The following is a 19,287-nucleotide window of genomic DNA, read 5'->3' as shown; positions in this document are numbered from 1 at the left end:
ACGTAAACCAAAAGGAGATTGCCGATGCTTCCGGACGTGCTGAGACAAGGACTGCGAATTCCCGTCGTGGCGTCGCCGCTGTTCATCATCTCGCATCCGGCACTGACCTTGGCGCAGTGCAAGGCCGGCGTGATCGGCGCCTTCCCTGCCCTCAATGCTCGACCGGAAAGCCAGCTGGACGAATGGCTTGCCATGATGACCGAGGATCTTGCCACCTATAATGCAGCCAATCCCGACAGGCCGGCCGCACCGTTCGCCGTCAACCAGATCGTTCATACGTCCAACAGGCGGCTGGAACACGATCTGACGATGTGCGTGAAATACAAGGTGCCGATCGTCATCTCCTCGCTCGGCGCAGTGCCGGAAGTGAATGCAGCCGTGCATTCCTATGGCGGCATCGTGCTGCATGACGTCATCAACAACCGGCATGCGAAGTCCGCGATCCGCAAGGGTGCCGATGGGCTGATTGCTGTCGCAACCGGCGCCGGCGGGCATGCGGGGACGCTGTCGCCCTTCGCGCTTGTCCAGGAGATCCGCGAGTGGTTCGACGGGCCGCTCCTGCTCGCCGGCTCGATCGCCACCGGCGGCGGCATCTTGGCGGCGCAGGCGATGGGGGCCGACATGGCCTATATCGGCTCACCCTTCATCGCCACGCACGAGGCGCGCGCCGTCGACGGCTACAAGCAGATGATCGTCGATTCGTCGGCTGCCGATATCGTCTATTCGAACTATTTCACCGGCATCCACGGCAACTACCTGAAGGGCTCAGTGACGGCGATGGGGCTGGATCCGGATGCGCTTCCAAGCGCCGATCCGACCAAGATGGATTTCGACGCGGCGGTGAGCGGCCCGAAGGCCTGGAAGGACATCTGGGGCGCCGGTCAGGGCGTCGGCGCCGTCAAATCGGTGACCTCAGTCGCAGATCTGGTCGGCCGCCTGGAGCGCGAATATGGCGAGGCCCGCACAAGGCTGGCGCTTTGACAGCCCACGGACCGCAGCGATAAAATTTCACGCCAATCGAAAACCGGCTTGAAATCGCGCCCCATTGCCTGTATCAGCGCCTTCACTCGCAGCAGGCAACACCTTGCGCTGCGTAGGCCGCTTTAGCTCAGGTGGTAGAGCACATCATTCGTAATGATGGGGTCAGAGGTTCGAGTCCTCTAAGCGGCACCATTTTTCCCAATACCTCTCATCTCACCACCCCCTCACATCCGCCCCGATGCCTGCAAATCGCGTTCGGCGCGTTCAAGTGCGCTGGTGTTGAGGACCTTGCGCTGGAGGGCGACCGCGACGGCGCGCATGCGGAGGTTGAACCAGCCTTCGCTGCCTTCGTGGTTGCGGCCGCATGATTCGTAGACATCGAGTTTTTCGTAGAGCTGCTGCAGACGGTTCTGGACGCTGCGGAGCGACAGGTGCTTGCGGTGGGCGATCGCCTTGTCGGTGAGGCCGAGCGCGACGTCGATGAGGATTTCGTATTCGACATCGCTGAGGCCGAGCGAATTGCCGAGGCTTTTCTGCTGGATGCCGCGCACTTCGCGGTCAATCACGCATTGGGATTCCATGAAGACGCTGCGCAGCGCCAGCTTCAACCGGTCTTCGGATGCGGATTTGAGGACATAGCCGTAGGTCGCGCCCTCGGGCACGATGCGCGAGACGCCCCGCACATAGGCCTCGTCGGAATAGTTCGACCAGAACAGGATTTTCGTATCGGGACGTTCGCGCCAGATGGTGCGCGCCGCTTCGATGCCGTTGCGCTCGCTCATCTGCAGGTCCATCACCACATGCTCGATGCGCGAGGAGCGCGCCTGTGCTTCGCCGATGAGGCCGTTTTCGGCCTCCACAACGCTACGGCACTCGGGAAGGGCCGCACGCACCGCCTCGTGGAGATAGGAGCGGTGAAGCGCGTCGTCCTCGATGATCAGGACATCCATCATCATCCTATCTCCGCTCCCGTCTTCGGTTGTATCGGAAGGGTCAGCCGCACGAGCGTGCCGCGATCTTTGGCGCTGGTGATCTCGAACCTTGCGGAGATCAGCCGCGCGCGGGTCTTCATGTTGTCGATGCCGTGACCGGCGCGGTTTTCAGGCGCGCCGATGCCGCTGCCGTCGTCCTTGACCTCGATCGAAAGGGCCCTGCCCGCCTGCGTCAGCGCCACGTCGATCCGGCCTGCCTGGCCATGGCGGATGGCGTTGTTGACCGCTTCCTGGACGATCCGGAACAGGGCGATTGCGACCGTCGGATCGAGATCGCGAAGCGTGCCGCCGGTCTCGTCGGTCATCTCCCAGGCGATCGTCTGGCCGCTTTCGCGCACCGACCGCTCCAGATGGTTCTCGATCGCCTCGGCGACGCCGAACAGTTGCAGCACGGTGGGCTTGGCTTCCTCGATGATCTCGCGGAGATCGTGCATGCATTGCTGCATGGCGCGACAAAGCGGCTCCAGCGCATCGCCCGGCACGCTCGCAACCCCGGTCAGCTTCTCCATGCGGCGCGTCAGCCGGGTGAGGTCGGCGAGCGTCTGGTCATGCAGATCCATGCCGATGCGCTGGCGCTCCGCCTCCAGGGCCTCGGTGAGTTTCAGGGCGCCCAGCCGCAGACCCTCTTCGCGGGCACTGGCTTCGGTCTGGATCACAGCCGAGCGCTTAGCCTGTTCGGCAGCCCGTAGCGCGAAGAAATAGGGGGCGAGCAGGTCGGCCACCGCGCGGGCGTTCTCGACATCTTCCATCGTGTAGCAGTCGTATTGCCGGCTGGAACAGCTGAGCGCGCCGATCACGTCGCCTTGGGCTTTGAGCGGAACATGGAGACGGCTTTTGAGCGACAGCTCGATGATGGGGCTCGCAAAGGCGCCGTCGAAATGAAAGCGCGGATCGGTCAGGGCATTGCCCGAAAGAAGATAATCCACCTCGCCGGCCAGCAGCGTGCGGATCGGACTGCCGGTCAGGAGCGCCGGCGGCTCCTTGCTCCAGGCGGTGTCGAGGCCGCTCTCATAGGCAATATGGTATTTTCCATCCAACATCTTGATGCAGACATCGAGATGGTCGTGCGGGATGATATGGCTGATCTCCTCGCCGACGGCCTTGATGATCGCATCGAAATCGAGCTGGCCTGCCAGCAATCTCGATATGCCGAGATAGCGGTCGAACAGCGAGTTGCGCGCCGGATTGAGCATGATCAGGCCTCCTCCCAGGCCCTGGCGACATTAAGCGCCAGCTTTTCAGTCACGTCCTGCGGGAACCCGCAGACTTTGCGCGAAAGCCCGCAGAAAGCGTGCTTGGATGCGCCTGTACAACATTAGAAAACTCCTCCATTCTCGATTTACTGAGCAAAAGGGGCTCAGGGCAATCATTATCTCCGGACACCCGTTGAGGAGCGGCCCGGGGATATAGAGGGAGCTTTTGGGAGGAAATCATGAATATCAGAACGATGCTTGCGGCATCCGTTGCCGTCGCGTGCCTGTGTGGTCCGGCGCTTGCCGATACCTCATCCAAGAAGATCGCGCTTTCCAACAATTATGCCGGCAATTCCTGGCGACAGGCGATGCTGACGAGCTGGGACAAAATCACCAAGGAAGCCGTTTCCAATGGCGTGGTTGCAGCTGCTGATCCGTTTACCACGGCCGAAAACCAGGCGACCGAACAGGCCGCCCAGATCCAGAACATGATCCTGCAGGGTTATGATGCGATCGTCATCAATGCCGCGTCTCCGACCGCACTCAACGGCGCCGTCAAGGAAGCCTGCGACGCCGGCATCACCGTCGTGTCCTTCGACGGTATCGTGACTGAACCCTGCGCATGGCGCATCGCGGTCGACTTCAAGAAGATGGGCGAGAGCCAGGTCGACTATCTCGCGAAGAAGCTGCCGAAGGGCGGCAATCTTCTCGAAATCCGCGGCCTTGCCGGCGTTTCCGTGGACGACCAGATCCATGCCGGCATCCAGGCAGGCGTTGCCAAGCACACCCAGTTCAAGGTGGTCGGCTCTGTCAACGGCGACTGGGCGCAGGACGTGGCCCAGCGTGCGGTTGCCGGCATCCTGCCGAGCCTTCCGGACGTAGTTGGCGTGGTGACACAGGGCGGCGACGGGTATGGTGCGGCACAGGCATTTGCCGCCGCCAAGCGCCCGACGCCGACGATCGTGATGGGTAACCGCGAAGACGAACTCGTTTGGTGGAAGCAGCAGAAGGACAAGGACGGTTACGAGACCATGTCGGTCTCGATCGCGCCTGGCGTCTCGACGCTCGCCTTCTGGGTGGCCCAGCAGATCCTCGACGGCAAGGAGGTCAAGAAAGACCTCGTCGTGCCGTTCCTCAGCATCGACCAGGCGGGCCTCGAAGAAAGCCTGAAGACCACCCAGAAGGGTGGCGTGGCGAATGTCGAATATTCGCTGGCAGACGCCAAAAAGGTGATCGACGCCAAGTAGCGTCGCCTCCCGCGTGCCGGGCCGCGAGGGCTTCGACCTCTCGCGACCCGGCATGATTTCCCATTCAAAAAACAGACTGCGATCTGCATGAGCGAAACCTTGAACCGACAAGAGGTTGTGGCCGCGCGCGGCGTCCGTGTGACTTTCGGAGCCGTGAAGGCGCTTGATGGCGCCGACCTCGTGATCCACGCGGGCGAATGCGTCGGGCTGGTCGGCCATAACGGTGCCGGCAAATCCACCATCGTCAATGTCATCAATGGCGGCTTATCTCCCCATGAAGGCTCGCTCCGCTACAGCGGCAACGATGTGCGGGGCATTTCGGCTGCGCGTGCCAACGGCGTGCGCTGCGTATTCCAGGAACTGTCGCTCTGCCCAAACCTGACGGTCGGCGAAAATGCCCGCATCATGCATGCGGAGCTGAAAGGCTGGAACTGGCGCGGCCGGGCGCTTTCGCTGGTCGAAGCCCAGTTGCAGGACATCTTTCCCGGCCATGCGATCGATTGCGACAGCACGGTCGACGACCTCTCGATCGCCGAACGGCAGATGGTGGAGATCGCCATCAGCTTTGCCGGCATCTCGGCCCAGCCGAAGCTGGTCATCCTGGATGAGCCGACGTCATCGCTCGATGCCGGACTTGCGGCACAGCTGATGGCCTACATCCGCAAATTCGTCTCCGCCGGCGGGTCGGTGCTGCTGATCTCGCATATTCTCGGCGAAATCCTCACCACGTCCAACCGCATCGTCGTCATGAAGGATGGCCGTGTGGTGGCAGACCGCGCCGCCTCCGAATTCAATAACCGCAGCCTTGTCGAGGCGATGGGCAATGTGGTGCGTGAACAGGAGCTATCGCGCAAAGCGGTCGCGAAGTCCGGCGCTCCGGTGCTTTCGATGCCGTCTCGTCGTGGGAGTGGGCACGGGCATGGACAGAGCAAGGGGCTGCCCTTCGAAGCCTATCGCGGCGAGATGATCGGACTTGCGGGTCTCGGCGGCCATGGCCAGACCCAGGCGCTGCTCGATCTCTATCTGGCGCGCAACAGCAACTGGTTTCCGACGAAAAAGCGCGACATCGCCTTTGTCGCCGGCGACCGCAGCCTCAACGGCACGTTCCCGCTCTGGAGCATTCTCAAGAACCTCTCGATCGCCTCGCTCGACCAGCTGTCCTCGAAGCGGATGATCGACGGTGACCGGGAGAATGCGCTGGGTGAAGGCTGGAAGAAGCGGATCGAGATCCGCACGCCCGACATGGGCAACCGCATCCTGTCGCTTTCCGGTGGCAACCAGCAAAAGGTTCTGTTTGCGCGGGCGCTCGCCACCACTGCCGAAATCGTGCTGATGGACGATCCGATGCGCGGCGTCGATATCGGCACCAAGCAGGAAGTCTACGAGATCCTGCGCTCGGAGGCCGCCAGCGGCCGGACATTCATCTGGTACTCGACCGAAATGGACGAAATCCGGCTCTGCGACCGGGTCTATGTATTTCGCGAGGGCGCGATCGTCGCCGAACTTGTCGGAGAGGAGATCAGCGAGAAGAGCGTGCTTTCTGCCTCGTTTGCGCAGGGAGAAGCGGCATGAAGATCTCATCCGGGACCATTCGCCTGATCATCCCCGCCGCATCGCTGGTGCTGCTGCTGGCGGCCGTCTTCTACATGCAGCCGCGCGCCATGAGCTATAACGGCCTCAACCTGCTGTTCAATCTGGCGGTGCCGATCGCGCTTGCGACCATCGCCCAGATGCTGATCATGTCCGTCAACGATCTCGATCTATCAATGGGCACGTTCGTGAGCTTTTGCGCATGTGTCGCTGCGACGCTTTTGCAGACGTCGCCGGCACTCGGCATTCTCATCCTTCTCGGGGCGATCGCGACCTATGCCGTCATCGGCGTCGTCATCCACCTGCGCGAATTGCCGTCGATCGTCGTCACACTCGGGATGAGCTTTGTCTGGGGCGGGCTTGCGGTGCTGATCCTCCCCTCGCCTGGCGGTACGGCACCGGGTTTTGCGCGATGGATCATGACCGCCAAGCCGCCGCTCGTGCCGATGGCGATCGTTGCCAGCATCCTCATCGCCGCCGTCACCCATTATATCGTGATGCGCTCGTCGTTCGGGGTTCTGATGCGCGGCGTCGGCGGCAACGACCGTTCGGTCGAACGGGCCGGCTGGTCCGTGATCGGCATCCGTGCCGGAACCTACGCGCTGGCCGGGCTGTTTGCCGTGCTTGCCGGTATCGCGCTGGTGGGGCTTACCACCTCTGCCGATGCCAATATTGCGCTGCGCTACACGCTGTTGTCGATCGCGGGCGTGATTCTCGGTGGCGGCGAGTTCGTCGGCGGCAAGGTGTCGCCGATCGGGGCCGTCATCGGGGCGCTGACGCTGACGCTTGCCGGGTCTTTCCTGTCCTTCATGCGGATTTCGCCGGACTGGCAGATCGGCGCGCAAGGGGCGATCCTGATCGTCGTGCTTGCCCTTCGCCTTGCCCTCAACCGTCTCGAAAAGCGGGAGAAGAGCCAATGACCATGCAACGTCTTCTCGTCGCCAAGCCGTGGATCTGGTCGTTTGCAGCGACTGCCGTCGTCTGGATCATCACCGTTCTCTTTACCGGCGGGGCAAGCTCGTTCGGCCTGTCGCAGGCAGCGCTGACCTTTGCCGCCTTTTCCGTCATCGTCGGCATCGGCCAGATGTTCGTGATTACGCTTGGGCCGGGCAATATCGATCTGTCCGTGCCGGCGACGATGACGCTATCAGGCACGCTTGCCCTGAAGCTGATGGACGTACAGGACGGCATGATCGTCGTTGGACTGCTCGCCTCTGTTGGCATCGGTCTCGTCGTCGGGCTGGGCAATTACATCCTGATCAAGCTCTTGCGCATTCCGCCGATCATCGCGACGCTGTCGATGAGTTTCATCGTGCAGTCGGTGGCGATCTGGAGCAATCGCGGCCTGCGCATCAAGCCGCCGGAAACGCTGGCGGAATTTGCCACATCCGGTCTGTTCGGCATTCCCAACGTGGCGCTCGTGGCGTTGGTCCTCTCAGCATTCGCATGGGTGCTTCTCGAAAAGTCGATCTACGGGCGCTGGATCTCGGCGATCGGCCAGAGCACGTTTGCGGCCCGGATGACCGGTATTCCCGTCGATGGCACGCGGCTTGTCACCTATATGCTGTGCGCGGTTCTCGCCTCCGTCTGCGGTTATCTGCTGGCGAGCTTTTCCGGCGGTGCTGCGCTCAACATGGGCTCGGAATACCTGCTGATGTCGATTGCCGTCGTGGTCATCGGCGGCACGGCGGTGGCGGGAGGAAATTCGAACATACCGGGCATCTGGGGCGCCTCGCTGTTCATGTTCCTGGTCGTGTCGATGCTCAACACCTACGGCTTCGGCGCCGGTGTGCGCCTGATCCTCACCGGTACGATCATCATCGCCGTCATTCTTCTCGCCGGCGGTCGGCAATCCGGCCGATAATCTTCAAACACTTCAGACAGTTTCAACCGGACGCAATGCCATGTCGCAGACATCTTCACCTTACGAAATCCACGACGACCGCTTCCGGCACCTGATCGTTCCGAGTTCAGGCCTGGAGGAGCTCTATTCCGACTGCCGCTGGGCGGAGGGGCCTGTGTGGTTTTCCGATCTGCAATGCCTGATCTGGAGCGACATTCCCAACCAGCGGATGCTGCGCTGGGTGAAGGACGGCGGCGTTTCGGTGTTTCGCACGCCCTCCAATTTCGCCAACGGCAATACACGCGACCGGCAGGGGCGTCTTGTCTCCTGCGAGCATGGTGGTCGACGCGTCACCCGCACCGAGATCGACGGCTCGATCACCGTGCTTGCCGACAGCTACGAGGGCAAGCGGCTGAATTCGCCCAACGACGTGGTGGTACGCTCGGATGGCAGCGTCTGGTTCACCGACCCGACCTATGGCATCAAATCGGATTACGAGGGTTTTCGCGCCGAGCCTGAACAGGCGACCCGCAACGTCTATCGGCTGGATCCGGAAACCGGCGAGATCGACGCGGTGGTGACTGATTTCGGCCAGCCCAACGGGCTCGCCTTCTCGCCGGACGAAAAGATCCTCTATGTGGCCGACTCATCGTCGAGCCATGACCCGTCCGCGCCGCGTCATATCCGCGCCTTCGATGTCGTGGACGGCAGGCAGCTCAAAAACAGCCGGGTATTTTGCGATATCGACAACGGTCTGGCGGACGGGTTCCGCGTCGATGTCGACGGAAATGTCTGGACGAGCGCCGGAGACGGGGTGCATTGCTTCGGTTCGGACGGCAAGCTTTTGGGAAAAATCCTGCTGCCGCAGACGGCGGCGAACCTCACCTTCGGCGGCCCGCGGCGCAACCAGTTGTTCATCACGGCAACGAAATCGCTCTATGCGATCTTCCTTGCAACAACGGGCGCCGGCGTTAGCTGAGCAAGTGTAAAATTAGCAAAACGCAATCCATGGTGAGGCAAGCTTCGGTTATTATTCAACAACCCGTCGCTCACCGCCAAGGAGCGTCATTCGGGAGGATTGGCTACCCGCCGTAGGCGGTCCTCCCGTCATTCACGCGTCACGCGATACCAGTCACGCGCTCCGCGAAAAATCAGCCAGCCGATACGTCCGCATCCTGTTCTGCAAACATCATCTGCAGTTCCATCTGGACGGCATGCATGAACAGTGCGGCCTGCCTTGAGATTTCCTGGTCGTCAGCGCCGCGCTGGCGCATGGACCGTGCAAATTCCGCCATTTCCGTTCTCCAGAACTGGTTGGCGGCGTGGCCATGAAGATCACTCAGGGTTTCAGCACATCGTCTGACATCACCAGTGCGTCGATCGGCCGGGAACTGTAAGAGCGTCATTTCAACTCCGTAAATACCGGGCGAATCGCCCGTACTGAGCGAAACAATGAGCTTTACTCCTTCACAAAAGCTGAACGAGGCTCGCGGAGGTGCGTTCCCAAACCTCGCGAAATCGTTAATATATTAGTTTTTCTAGATATTCGGCGATTGCCATCGACGATGTCAGCCCGGGCGACTCTATTCCGTAGAGCGCCGCATACCCCGGATGACCCGTCTGCTTCGGTCCCTGAATGATGAAATCACCGCCGCCGCCTCCCTTGGGACCGACGACCTTTGGGCGGATGCCGGAATAGGCGGGCACAAGCGTGCCATCGGCAAGATCCGGCCAGTAACGGCGGATGGCGGAATAGAACTTCTGCGATCGATCGGGATCGACGTCATAGTCGATCGTATCCACCCATTCGACATCAGGGCCGAATCGAGCCTGGCCGGCCATATCCAGCGTCAGATGCACGCCGAGCCCGCCGGGTTCTGGCACCGGATAGATCAGCCGCTGCGAAGGCGCACGGGCAGACAGCGAGAAATAGGATCCCTTGGCATAGTGGCGTTCGGGAATGGTCGTAGGATCGAGGCCTCCGATTTCGGCGGAAATGCCCCAGGCGCCAAGGCCTGCCGCGTTGACGACCAGCTTTGCGTCGACGTCGACGGGATCGGCTCCACCGACCGACAGGCCCACCGAATCATCCCGCAAGGCGCCGCCGAGAACCGGAGAGTTGAGGACGATGCTGCCGCCGTTGTTCTCGATGTCCGCGATATAGGCTTCCATCAGCCGGTGGCTATCGATGATGCCGGTTGAGGGCGAAAGCAGTGCCTTGAAGCCGCGGATATCAGGCTCCATGGCCGCCAGTTCCGCGCCGTCGATCAGCCGGCAATCCTCGACACCATTGGCGGTCGCTTGCTTCAGAAGTTTCTCGAGATAGGCGACCTCCGGCTCGCTTGCGGCAACGACGAGCTTGCCGCAGCGCCGGTGGGGAATGCCGCGCTCCTCGCAGTATTGGTAGAGACTGTGTCTGCCGGCGACTGACAGCGACGCCTTGAGACTGCCTGTCGCGTAATAGAGTCCGGCATGGATGACTTCGCTGTTGCGGGCGGAGGTAATGCTGCCGGTCACTGATTCGGCCTCGAGCACGATCACCTCGCGGCCGGAGAGCGCAAGGCGACGCGCGATCGCCAGCCCCACCACACCGCCGCCGATGACGACGCAATCGAGCTCCAGTATTTCCGCCATGCCCACTCTCGCAGTTTCCGCCTTCCACGCGGCATGGCGGATGTTATACGAGAAATCCGGTGAGGCCAGAGGAGGAAAGCCAGTGCTGAAGATCGTATTCCTGGATCGCGACACGATCGGCCCTTCGGTAACGATCACAAGGCCGGGGTTTGCGCATGAGTGGATCGAATACGGCAAGACGCCTGAAGATGACGTCGCAGCGCGCATTGCCGATGCCGATATCGTCATCACCAACAAGGCGCCGGTGCGTGCCGCCTCGATCGCGCAGGCATCGCGGCTGAAGATGATTGCGGTCGCCGCCACAGGTTATGACGTGATCGATCTGGCAGCGGCAAAGGAGCGCGACATCGTCGTTTCGAACGTGCGCGGTTATGCGGTCAACACGGTTCCGGAGCATACATTCGCGCTGATCTTTGCGGTGCGCCGCTCGATCATCGGCTTCCGGCAGGACGTGATCGATGGCGAATGGCAGAGGGCGAACCAGTTCTGTTTCTTCAACCATCCGATCAAGGATCTTGCCGGCTCGACGCTCGGCATTTTCGGCGGCGGGACGCTGGGCAAATCCGTGGCACGGATCGGCGAAGCGCTGGGCATGACCCCGCTGTTTGCCGCTCGCAAGGGATCGACGGAGGTTGCGCCGGGCTATACGGCGTTCAACGAGGTGCTCGAGCGCGCCGATATCATCACGTTTCATATGCCGCTGACGCCCGAGACCCGCGATATGATCGGCATCGCGGAATTCCGGCGGATGAAGCGCAAGCCGCTGGTCATCAACACGGCGCGCGGCGGGCTGGTGAACGAGGCCGACCTGGTGACGGCATTGAATGAAGGGCTGATCGGCGGGGCGGGCTTCGACGTGCTGACGAAGGAGCCTCCGGCACCGGACAATCCGCTGCTTGCCGTTCTCGACCGGCCGAACGTAATCGTCACGCCGCATGTCGCCTGGGCAAGCGACGAGGCGATGCAATCGCTCTGGGCACAGGTCATCGACCATGTAGAGAATTTTGAGAAAGGCGCACCCTCCAACGTTCTGTAGACAGTGTCGGTGGGTGGAGGTCTTGATCAATGCAGCGAACGGAAGCCGTCACGCGTCGCAGCCTTGCGGAAACAACGATGGAGGATGCAGCCGCCGCCTTCACCGAAGGATTTCGGGGCTATGTGGTGAAATTCACCATTTCGCCTGACGCGTTCGCTTTACGCATGGCGCGTGAAGATGTCGACCCTGAAGCAAGCGAAGTGTTTTTCGACGGTGACAAGCCCGCCGGGACCCTGCTGATTGCGCGACGTGGGCGACGGTCGCGCGTCAGTGCGCTCGGCATCGGCCCGACGATCCGCGGTCAGGGCCTCGGGACCCGCGTCATGACGGATGCGATTGCCGCTGCAAGGGCACGGGGCGATGACGTCCTTATCCTCGAAGTGATCGATTCCAATATCCGCGCTCGTGACCTTTATCTGTCACTCGGCTTCGAGACGTCCCGCAGGCAGGTTGGCTTCAGCCGCAGCCGGACAAGGCCAGTACCGGACGTGCAAGCAGCAGCCGAATGCGACCAGATGGAAGTGGCCGCGATGCTGTTCTGTTTTGCGGATGCACACCCGACATGGCAGACGGATCCGGTCTGTTTCCGCCATCCCGGTTCGCCGCTGAAGAGCTTTTCGGTCGGGACAAAGGCGGTCGCATTGCTTGATGATACCAAGCACGACGTGCGGATCTATGGTTTCGCGGTCGATCCGGCGGAACGGCGCAAGGGTCTCGGCCGCGCCTTGGCCGACAGCCTCGCGGCGCGCTATCCCGGTCGCAGGCTATATACGGCGGAGAATATTGCAGCCGGGTTGCTTGATCCCTTCATGCGCCGCATCGGATGGCGACGCAGCCGGCTGACGCAGTCCGAGATGGTGCTGAGGCTGGATTGAGCGGAAACGCAAAAAGGCCTCGCACGCGGCGAGGCCTTTCGATCAAAAGTAGCTTATTGAGCGACTACATCCAGTATGGCGGGACGCCGTAGTAGTCGTACACCGACTTGTCCTTGGCGCTATAGAAGCTGTCGTCGTCGATATCCTTGTAGCGCGGTGCTCCGGAAATCTGGTCCTTGGTAAGGTCGATCCGGTAACCGTCCAGCTCCTCGTCGTAGTGAAGCTTTTCCCACGGCAGCGGATAGTAATCGTCACCAATGCCAAGGAAGCCACCGAAGCTCAGGACGGCGTAGGCAACGCGGCCACCCTTTTTCTCCAGCAGAATTCGCGCAATCGAGCCGATCCGCTTGCCATCGGCGCCGTAAACTGCGGTGCCTTCTACCTTGTCGCTGGCAATCAGCGAAACGGTATCCTTGACATAGGGGTCCTGCCCCGCACGCGGTTCATGATGCATCATAACGCAACTCCTTTTTGTCGTGTCGTTATGGTTGAAAAACGGCTTGCGGCCGCGGAGGTTCCGCACTTTGCGGCCAAAAGCTTGTCGAGTATCAAGTCTCGGCACGTTGACGCTTACGTCAAAGTTAGATAGCAATTCACGATAGGTTGCGCTGGTCTGTTGGGGCTGACGCATGGCATAATCATCGACGATGGCCGGCGGAGGAGGAAGCCGCCAGCCAGCTGCGCCTGATGCGCGCAGATCGATATGGGAGGAGACGCAGATGAGCGAATTGTCCAAGCAGCCCGCCACAGCGAGGGAAAAGATCTGGCTTGCCAGCTACCCGCCCGGCGTTCCCCCCGAAATCCCACCCCTGGCACATGCTTCGCTCGGCGCTCTATTCGAAAATAGCTGCGCCCGTTATGCCGATCGCCCGGCCTTCTCGAGCATGGGCAAGGCCATCACCTTTCGCGAGCTTGAAGCCGAGAGCCGCAAGATCGGCGCCTGGCTGCAATCGACGGGCTTGCAAAAGGGAGACCGGGTGGCGGTGATGCTGCCGAACATCCTGCAGAACCCTGTCGTTGTCTACGGCATCCTTCGGGCAGGCTATACGGTCGTCAACGTCAACCCGCTCTACACACCGCGCGAACTGCAATACCAGCTGGAGGATTCGGGTGCCAAGGCGCTCTTCGTACTGGAAAACTTCGCCCATACGGTAGAACAGTCGCTTGCTGGCACCGATGTGAAGCATGTGGTCGTAGCAACGATGGGCGACATGCTGGGCCTCAAGGGCCATATCGTCAATCTCGTCGTGCGAAAGGTGAAGAAGCTCGTTCCGAACTGGTCGTTACCCTCGGCGACAAGCTTCAAGCAGGTTCTCTCCGACGGATCGGGCAAAACCCTGACGCCGCAGGATGTGGGACCACAGGATGTCGCGTTCCTGCAATATACGGGCGGCACGACGGGTGTTTCCAAGGGCGCGATCCTGACGCACGCCAATCTTCTTTCCAACGCATCGCAGATGGGCCTGTGGCTGGACACCGCCTTCCTGACAAAGCCGCGTCCGCCGCAATTGCAGTTCCTATGCGCGCTACCCCTCTACCACATTTTCGCGCTGACGGTGAATTCGCTGATGGGGGTTGCGACCGGCAGCCACAATATCCTGATTGCCAATCCGCGCGATATCCCGGCCTTCGTCAAGGATCTGCAGAAATACAAGATCCACGTCTTCCCCGGGCTCAACACGCTGTTTAATGCGCTGATGAACAATGCCGATTTCCAGAAGCTGGACTTTTCGGCGCTGCTGCTTGTGTTCGGCGGTGGCATGTCGGTGCAGCGGCCGGTCGCCGAGCGCTGGCTTGAGATGACCGGTTGCCCGATTACCGAAGGCTACGGCCTGTCCGAGACGTCGCCGGTCGCCACCGCCAACCGGATGGATGTCCAGGGATTCACCGGCATGATTGGCTTGCCGATCTCGTCTACCGATATCTCGATCCGCGACGACGACGGGCTGGAGGTCGAACTCGGCGGCGTCGGCGAAATCTGCATCCACGGCCCGCAGGTGATGGCCGGATACTGGAACCGGCCGGACGAGACGGAGAAGGCGATGACCCCGGACGGATTCTTCCGCACCGGCGACATGGGCTACATGGACGCTGCCGGCTATATCAAGATCGTCGATCGCAAGAAGGACATGATCCTTGTCTCCGGCTTCAACGTCTATCCGAACGAGGTTGAGGAAGTCGTGGCGAGCCATCCGGGCGTGCTGGAATGCGCGGCAGTCGGTGTCAAGGACGAGCATTCCGGCGAGGCGGTCAAGGTGTTCGTCGTGCGCCGGGATCCGGAACTGACCGAGGCCAATATCAAGGCGCACTGCATTGCCAACCTGACAAACTACAAGCGCCCTCGCTTTATCGAGTTCCGCGACGCGCTGCCGAAAACGAATGTCGGAAAAATTCTGAGGCGCGAGCTTCGGCAATAGCCATTCGTTGCGCGGCTGCGACAAGCGCTGCCCAACTGCCCCCGTCCCACAAGAGATCACCCTTTTGAGGTGGACCTTGGACGCCTGCTCCGTTAGCCGTTAAGGATAATTAACTTTTTGGCATGTGGAGTTCGCTTGGATAAAAGCGCTGGACCCTTTCGTTGCATCGTCATTGCTGCGCTCTTGGCAGCCGCCCTTTCGGGCTGCGCCGGGCGGCCTGAAGGCGTGCTCGTTCCAGCCGCGGCAGGGGCTGCGGAAACCAAGGGCATATCCAAGGTAGACGTTCTCGTCGCCACCACCCGCCGACCCTCCGAGACGCCGGGCGTGCTGTTTTCCGGAGAGCGCGACAAGACCCCGAGCGTGACCGAAATTAGCGTCTCGATACCACCCGATTCCGTCCGCAAGATCGGCGAGGTCCAGTGGCCGAAAAAGATCGTGGCGGATCCGACCAAGGAATTTGCGACGCTTTCGGTCACGCCGCTCTCGCCGCAGCGTGCCAGTGAGTGGCTGCGCGGCAACCTGCCGAAAAGCCGACGGGTAATGGTGTTCGTGCACGGGTTCAACAACCGCTACGACGACGCCGTCTACCGCTTTGCCCAGATCGTTCACGACAGCGGCACCGATGTGGCACCGGTCCTCTTCACATGGCCGTCGCGCGGCAGCATCTTTGCCTATAACTACGACAAGGAAAGCACCAACTATTCCCGCGACGCGCTGGAAGACATGCTGAGCCGGCTTTCCAAGGATTCCCAGGTCAGCGAAGTGACGATCATGGCGCATTCCATGGGCTCGTGGCTGACAGTCGAGGCGCTGCGCCAGATGGCGATCCGCGACGGTCGCGTGGCACCGAAGATCACCAACGTCATCCTTGCCTCGCCGGATCTCGATGTCGACGTGTTCACCAACCAGTTCTCGGCGCTTGGTCCCAAGCATCCGAAATTCACGTTGTTCGTTTCGCGCGATGACCGTGCGCTCAATCTGTCGCGACGGATTTCCGGCAATATCGATCGGCTCGGGCAGGTCGATCCGACCGTCGAACCCTATCGTACCGAATTCGAGAAGGCCGGTATTACCGTGCTCGATCTGACGGCGCTGAAGGGGAACGATCCGCTCAACCACGGCAAGTTCGCCTCAAGCCCGGATGTCGTGAAGCTGATCGGCAACCGGCTGATCGCCGGCCAGGAAGTGACCGACAGCGATGTCGGACTTGGTGAGCGCCTGGGTGCTGTGGCGCTCGGCACGGCACAGACGGTCGGCAGTGCTGCAAGCGTTGCCGTCTCCACACCGATCTCGATCTTCGACCCGCGCACGCGGCGCAACTACGCCGAACAGGTAGATCGCTTCGGCCGCGCCATCGGCAACACGGCCGAAAGTGCCATCGTTCCGTAAGGCCAGAAGTCCAGGCACGCAGCGAACATCGCGCGCAGCGCTTGATTTGAACGCGAAAGCGAATAGGTTCCCACGCATCCATCCGAATGCGAGGAACGTCCATGCAGACCATCGTCAACGAGCTGAAATCCACTGCCGAGAAGACAAATGCCACGGATATCCGCGCGGCTTTTGCTGCTGATCCCGGCCGGTTCGGGAAATTCAGCGTCAGCTTCGACGACCTCACCATGGATTATTCCAAGACTGCGGTGAACGACGACATCCTCGCTTTGTTCGAGACGCTGGCCGAAGCTGCCGGTGTTGCGAAAAAGCGCGACGAGATGTTTTCGGGCGTCGCCATCAACTTCACGGAAGACCGGGCCGTTCTTCACACCGCCCTGCGCAACCGTTCCAACACGCCTGTTATGGTCGATGGCCGGGACGTGATGCCGGATGTCAACGCCGTGCTTGCGGCGATGGGCAAATTTTCAGACGGCATTCGCTCCGGCAGCCTGAAGGGCGCAACGGGCAAGGCGATCACCGACGTCGTCAATATCGGCATCGGCGGCTCCGATCTCGGCCCGGTCATGGCAACGCTGGCTCTTGCACCTTTCCATGACGGCCCGCGCGCGCATTTCGTTTCCAATGTCGATGGCGCCCATATTGCCGACACGCTGAAGCATCTCGACGCCGAAACGACGCTCTTCATCGTGGCGTCCAAGACCTTCACGACGATCGAGACGATGACCAATGCCGCCACGGCGCGCAAGTTCATCGCCGACAAGCTGGGCGACGATGCGGTGAAGCACCACTTCTGCGCGGTCTCTACGGCGCTCGACAAGGTTGCGGCCTTCGGCATCGATTCCGACCGGGTGTTCGGCTTCTGGGACTGGGTCGGTGGTCGCTACTCGATCTGGTCGGCGATCGGCCTGCCGCTGATGCTTGCCGTCGGTCCGGAGAATTTCGGTAAGTTTCTCGATGGTGCACATGCGATGGACACCCATTTCCGCACGGCGCCGACCGCGCAGAACCTGCCGATGCTGCTCGGCCTGATCGGCTTTTATCACCGCAACGTGCTGGATTACCCGACCCGCGCGATCCTGCCCTACGACCAGCGGCTGCTGCGCTTTCCGGCCTATCTTCAGCAGCTGGACATGGAATCGAACGGCAAGGGCGTGACGATCGACGGCACCCCGGTCGAGGGCAATTCCGGCCCGGTCGTCTGGGGCGAACCCGGCACCAATGGCCAGCACGCCTTCTACCAGCTGATCCACCAGGGCACGAGCGTCATCCCGGCCGAATTCATGATTGCAAAGACAGGCTTCGAGCCGGAACTGCGCCACCAGCACGATCTGCTGATCGCCAATTGCCTGGCGCAGTCCGCGGCCCTGATGAAAGGCCGGACACTGGATGAGGCCAAGGCGCAGCTGGCAAAGGCCGGCATGGACGACGCGAAGGCCAGCCACATCGCGCCGCATCGGGTGTTCACCGGCAACCGCCCTTCGATCACCTTCGTGTACGACAAGCTGACGCCGTTTGCGCTCGGCCGGCTGATTGCGCTCTACGAGCACCGGGTCTTTGTCGAAGGCGTGCTGTTCCGCATCAATTCCTTCGACCAGTGGGGCGTGGAGCTTGGTAAGGAACTGGCGACAGGTCTTTTGCCCGTCGTGCAGGGCAAGGCCGCCGCTGACGACCAGGACGGCTCGACGCAAGGTCTCGTGAAGGCATTGATTGGCTGAGACGCCTTAGGATGAGCCGGGTTCGCCCGGCTCATCCTTGATACCACGGAAGCGCATGCCGGACTCGTCGTGATTGGCGATCCGAGCAACCAATAGCTCCTCACCGAGTTTGTAAAGGCCCGGACATTTTCGCCGTTGCAGGCGAAACGCCCAAAGTCTGACCAGGAGCCAAGACAATGCAATCGATCGTCTTCATCCAGCCGCTCGTCGCGCTCATCGCGGGGATTGTCATCCTTCTGATGCCGCGCATTCTGAATTACGTGGTGGCGCTCTATCTGATCTTCATCGGCGTTACTGGCCTTTGGCCCAACGTGATGCAAAACATCCCGATGCCAAATTAAGCTTGTCCTGCCGCTGTCTCGTTCTTCAACGAGGACAGCTGGCAGGCGACACGGTCCTTGTCAGAGCCCGATCTCGTGGGCAAACGGCGGGTTCGCCCCTGCTCGCGAGACGGTGACTGCCGCAGCCTTGGCGCCGAGCGCCAGAAGGGCCGCAATCTGATCTTCGGACAGGCTTGCGACCTGTGTCTTGGTGAGCATGTTCTGCATTTTCAGCGAGGCCAGCACACCGGCGTCGAACGTATCACCGGCACCGACCGTATCGACCACCGTCACCTTCTCGCTCGGCACGGTCACCTTGTGATTGGCGGTGTAGCCGACTGCACCATCGGCGCCGCGGGTTACAACGACGAGCTTTGCGCCGTGATGCAGCCAGTGGCGGGCAAGCGTGTCCTCATCGCCTTCCAATCCGAACCAGGCGAGGTCTTCGTCGGAGAACTTGACGATATCAGACATCGCCGCCATGCGGTTGATGCGCGCGAGATGCGAGGCCTTGTCCTTGATAAAGCCGGGACGGATGTTCGGATCGAGAGAGATGACGCGCTCGCCCTGCTCGCGGGCCATCAGTGCCTCGTAGGTCGAGCCGCACGGTTCCGGGATGAGGCTGATCGCGCCGAAATGCAGGGCTTCGCAATCGTCGCCGATCGCCGGCAGGTCGGCCTCGGTGATCATGCGGCCGGCCGTCCCCTCGTCATAGAAGGCGTAGGTGGCATGGCCATCGACCAGCTTGACGAAGGCAATGGTGGACGGGCGGGCGGTGATGGCGCAGTAGCTGAAATCGACATTGCTGCCGCGCAGCGTCTCGCGCAGCACATCGCCCATCATGTCGTCGGCAAGGCCTGTGAAGAAGCCCGTGTCCACGCCGAGGCGCCCGAGCGCGATGGCCGTATTGAAAATGGCGCCACCGGCATAGGGCGCAAAGCCCTTTTCGCCAAGCGTGGTTTCACGCGGAAGCATGTCGATCAGAGCTTCGCCGCAGCACAGGATCATGGTTTTCCTCCCAAGGAATTTGCCTGTTTTCGACAGGAATAAGC

The 19,287-nt window shown here is 61.3% G+C and carries 18 protein-coding genes and 1 tRNA gene; 13 read left to right on the top strand and 6 right to left on the bottom strand.

Going from position 1 to position 19,287, the window contains the following annotated elements; genetic code table 11:
- Positions 1 to 24: 24 nt before the first annotated feature.
- Both J3A65_RS20115 and J3A65_RS20110 read left to right on the top strand, forming a co-directional pair.
- Positions 25 to 981: a nitronate monooxygenase family protein gene (locus J3A65_RS20115; protein WP_209903032.1), complete on the top strand. Its 957-nt coding sequence runs from the start codon at positions 25 to 27 to the stop codon at positions 979 to 981.
- 116 nt (positions 982 to 1,097) lie between these two features.
- Positions 1,098 to 1,173: transfer RNA gene (locus J3A65_RS20110), tRNA-Thr, on the top strand.
- Positions 1,174 to 1,205: 32 nt separating this feature from the next.
- Here J3A65_RS20110 and J3A65_RS20105 read toward each other — a convergent pair.
- Together J3A65_RS20105 and J3A65_RS20100 are read right to left on the bottom strand one after the other, a co-directional pair.
- Positions 1,206 to 1,931: a response regulator transcription factor gene (locus tag J3A65_RS20105; protein ID WP_062580135.1), complete on the bottom strand. Its 726-nt coding sequence runs from the start codon at positions 1,929 to 1,931 to the stop codon at positions 1,206 to 1,208.
- 2 nt (positions 1,932 to 1,933) lie between these two features.
- The gene (locus tag J3A65_RS20100) at positions 1,934 to 3,166 is read right to left on the bottom strand and encodes a sensor histidine kinase (protein WP_209903030.1); all 1,233 of its coding nucleotides are present in this window, start codon (positions 3,164 to 3,166) and stop codon (positions 1,934 to 1,936) included.
- 239 nt (positions 3,167 to 3,405) lie between these two features.
- Between J3A65_RS20100 and J3A65_RS20095 the strand changes: the two genes are divergently transcribed.
- The 5 genes from J3A65_RS20095 (at position 3,406) to J3A65_RS20075 (ending at position 8,825) form a co-directional block, all read left to right on the top strand.
- Complete coding sequence (locus J3A65_RS20095; RefSeq protein WP_062453953.1) at positions 3,406 to 4,413, top strand: substrate-binding domain-containing protein; 1,008 nt, start codon at positions 3,406 to 3,408, stop codon at positions 4,411 to 4,413.
- 87 nt (positions 4,414 to 4,500) lie between these two features.
- Positions 4,501 to 5,985, top strand: coding sequence for a sugar ABC transporter ATP-binding protein (locus tag J3A65_RS20090; protein WP_209903028.1), 1,485 nt, complete (start codon positions 4,501 to 4,503; stop codon positions 5,983 to 5,985).
- Positions 5,982 to 6,923: an ABC transporter permease gene (locus J3A65_RS20085; protein WP_062578936.1), complete on the top strand. Its 942-nt coding sequence runs from the start codon at positions 5,982 to 5,984 to the stop codon at positions 6,921 to 6,923. The genes J3A65_RS20090 and J3A65_RS20085 overlap by 4 nt, the downstream gene beginning before the upstream one ends.
- Entirely contained in the window at positions 6,920 to 7,867 is a 948-nt protein-coding gene (locus J3A65_RS20080) for an ABC transporter permease (protein ID WP_209903025.1), read from the top strand. The genes J3A65_RS20085 and J3A65_RS20080 overlap by 4 nt, the downstream gene beginning before the upstream one ends.
- Positions 7,868 to 7,907: 40 nt before the next feature.
- Positions 7,908 to 8,825 (top strand): SMP-30/gluconolactonase/LRE family protein, encoded by a 918-nt coding sequence (locus J3A65_RS20075; protein WP_209903023.1) that lies wholly within the window; start codon positions 7,908 to 7,910, stop codon positions 8,823 to 8,825.
- Positions 8,826 to 8,997: 172 nt separating this feature from the next.
- On the opposite strand, the gene J3A65_RS20070 is transcribed toward J3A65_RS20075, so the two are convergent.
- Both J3A65_RS20070 and J3A65_RS20065 read right to left on the bottom strand, forming a co-directional pair.
- Positions 8,998 to 9,252, bottom strand: coding sequence for a DUF6074 family protein (locus tag J3A65_RS20070; protein WP_062453958.1), 255 nt, complete (start codon positions 9,250 to 9,252; stop codon positions 8,998 to 9,000).
- Positions 9,253 to 9,367: 115 nt separating this feature from the next.
- Positions 9,368 to 10,480: an NAD(P)/FAD-dependent oxidoreductase gene (locus tag J3A65_RS20065; RefSeq protein WP_209903021.1), complete on the bottom strand. Its 1,113-nt coding sequence runs from the start codon at positions 10,478 to 10,480 to the stop codon at positions 9,368 to 9,370.
- An 85-nt stretch (positions 10,481 to 10,565) separates the two neighbouring features.
- On the opposite strand from J3A65_RS20065, the gene J3A65_RS20060 reads away from it, so the two are divergent.
- Positions 10,566 to 11,516 carry a D-2-hydroxyacid dehydrogenase gene (locus tag J3A65_RS20060; protein WP_245341723.1) on the top strand — a complete coding sequence of 317 codons (951 nt, stop codon included), beginning with the start codon at positions 10,566 to 10,568 and terminating at the stop codon, positions 11,514 to 11,516.
- A gap of 29 nt (positions 11,517 to 11,545) precedes the next feature.
- Complete coding sequence (locus tag J3A65_RS20055; RefSeq protein ID WP_209903016.1) at positions 11,546 to 12,391, top strand: GNAT family N-acetyltransferase; 846 nt, start codon at positions 11,546 to 11,548, stop codon at positions 12,389 to 12,391.
- Positions 12,392 to 12,455: 64 nt separating this feature from the next.
- Here the strand turns inward: J3A65_RS20055 and J3A65_RS20050 are convergent, their stop codons facing one another.
- Entirely contained in the window at positions 12,456 to 12,848 is a 393-nt protein-coding gene (locus J3A65_RS20050; protein WP_062453961.1) for a PRC-barrel domain-containing protein, read from the bottom strand.
- 262 nt (positions 12,849 to 13,110) lie between these two features.
- Between J3A65_RS20050 and J3A65_RS20045 the strand changes: the two genes are divergently transcribed.
- The 4 genes from J3A65_RS20045 (at position 13,111) to J3A65_RS20030 (ending at position 18,256) form a co-directional block, all read left to right on the top strand.
- Entirely contained in the window at positions 13,111 to 14,808 is a 1,698-nt protein-coding gene (locus J3A65_RS20045; RefSeq protein ID WP_062453962.1) for a long-chain-fatty-acid--CoA ligase, read from the top strand.
- Between the two features lie 135 nt (positions 14,809 to 14,943).
- On the top strand, positions 14,944 to 16,197 hold the full coding sequence (locus J3A65_RS20040; RefSeq protein ID WP_062578927.1) for an alpha/beta hydrolase: 1,254 nt from the start codon (positions 14,944 to 14,946) through the stop codon (positions 16,195 to 16,197).
- 101 nt (positions 16,198 to 16,298) lie between these two features.
- On the top strand, positions 16,299 to 17,915 hold the full coding sequence (gene pgi / locus J3A65_RS20035) for a glucose-6-phosphate isomerase (RefSeq protein WP_209903015.1): 1,617 nt from the start codon (positions 16,299 to 16,301) through the stop codon (positions 17,913 to 17,915).
- Positions 17,916 to 18,091: 176 nt separating this feature from the next.
- Entirely contained in the window at positions 18,092 to 18,256 is a 165-nt protein-coding gene (locus tag J3A65_RS20030) for a DUF3096 domain-containing protein (RefSeq protein WP_082471821.1), read from the top strand.
- A 60-nt stretch (positions 18,257 to 18,316) separates the two neighbouring features.
- Here J3A65_RS20030 and J3A65_RS20025 read toward each other — a convergent pair whose 3' ends face one another.
- On the bottom strand, positions 18,317 to 19,243 hold the full coding sequence (locus J3A65_RS20025; protein WP_209903013.1) for a carbohydrate kinase: 927 nt from the start codon (positions 19,241 to 19,243) through the stop codon (positions 18,317 to 18,319).
- Between the last annotated feature and the right edge of the window lie 44 nt (positions 19,244 to 19,287).

It is taken from the genome of Rhizobium sp. PvP014 (assembly GCF_017876855.1).
Lineage (GTDB): Bacteria > Pseudomonadota > Alphaproteobacteria > Rhizobiales > Rhizobiaceae > Neorhizobium > Neorhizobium soli.
The sequence above is the reverse complement of the archived record's forward strand: the minus strand, read 5'-3'. Positions and strand labels throughout refer to the sequence as shown.

Excerpts from the sequence above, each read along its gene's own strand:
- J3A65_RS20050 (WP_062453961.1), bottom strand. The coding sequence starts at position 12,848 with ATGATGCATCATGAACCGCGTGCGGGGCAGGACCCCTATGTCAAGGAT.
- J3A65_RS20055 (WP_209903016.1), top strand. The coding sequence starts at position 11,546 with ATGCAGCGAACGGAAGCCGTCACGCGTCGCAGCCTTGCGGAAACAACG.
- J3A65_RS20075 (WP_209903023.1), top strand. The coding sequence starts at position 7,908 with ATGTCGCAGACATCTTCACCTTACGAAATCCACGACGACCGCTTCCGG.
- pgi (WP_209903015.1), top strand. The coding sequence starts at position 16,299 with ATGCAGACCATCGTCAACGAGCTGAAATCCACTGCCGAGAAGACAAAT.
- J3A65_RS20115 (WP_209903032.1), top strand. The coding sequence starts at position 25 with ATGCTTCCGGACGTGCTGAGACAAGGACTGCGAATTCCCGTCGTGGCG.
- J3A65_RS20045 (WP_062453962.1), top strand. The coding sequence starts at position 13,111 with ATGAGCGAATTGTCCAAGCAGCCCGCCACAGCGAGGGAAAAGATCTGG.
- J3A65_RS20095 (WP_062453953.1), top strand. The coding sequence starts at position 3,406 with ATGAATATCAGAACGATGCTTGCGGCATCCGTTGCCGTCGCGTGCCTG.
- J3A65_RS20105 (WP_062580135.1), bottom strand. The coding sequence starts at position 1,931 with ATGGATGTCCTGATCATCGAGGACGACGCGCTTCACCGCTCCTATCTC.
- J3A65_RS20090 (WP_209903028.1), top strand. The coding sequence starts at position 4,501 with ATGAGCGAAACCTTGAACCGACAAGAGGTTGTGGCCGCGCGCGGCGTC.
- J3A65_RS20085 (WP_062578936.1), top strand. The coding sequence starts at position 5,982 with ATGAAGATCTCATCCGGGACCATTCGCCTGATCATCCCCGCCGCATCG.
- J3A65_RS20025 (WP_209903013.1), bottom strand. The coding sequence starts at position 19,243 with ATGATCCTGTGCTGCGGCGAAGCTCTGATCGACATGCTTCCGCGTGAA.
- J3A65_RS20030 (WP_082471821.1), top strand. The coding sequence starts at position 18,092 with ATGCAATCGATCGTCTTCATCCAGCCGCTCGTCGCGCTCATCGCGGGG.
- J3A65_RS20080 (WP_209903025.1), top strand. The coding sequence starts at position 6,920 with ATGACCATGCAACGTCTTCTCGTCGCCAAGCCGTGGATCTGGTCGTTT.
- J3A65_RS20065 (WP_209903021.1), bottom strand. The coding sequence starts at position 10,480 with ATGGCGGAAATACTGGAGCTCGATTGCGTCGTCATCGGCGGCGGTGTG.
- J3A65_RS20070 (WP_062453958.1), bottom strand. The coding sequence starts at position 9,252 with ATGACGCTCTTACAGTTCCCGGCCGATCGACGCACTGGTGATGTCAGA.
- J3A65_RS20100 (WP_209903030.1), bottom strand. The coding sequence starts at position 3,166 with ATGCTCAATCCGGCGCGCAACTCGCTGTTCGACCGCTATCTCGGCATA.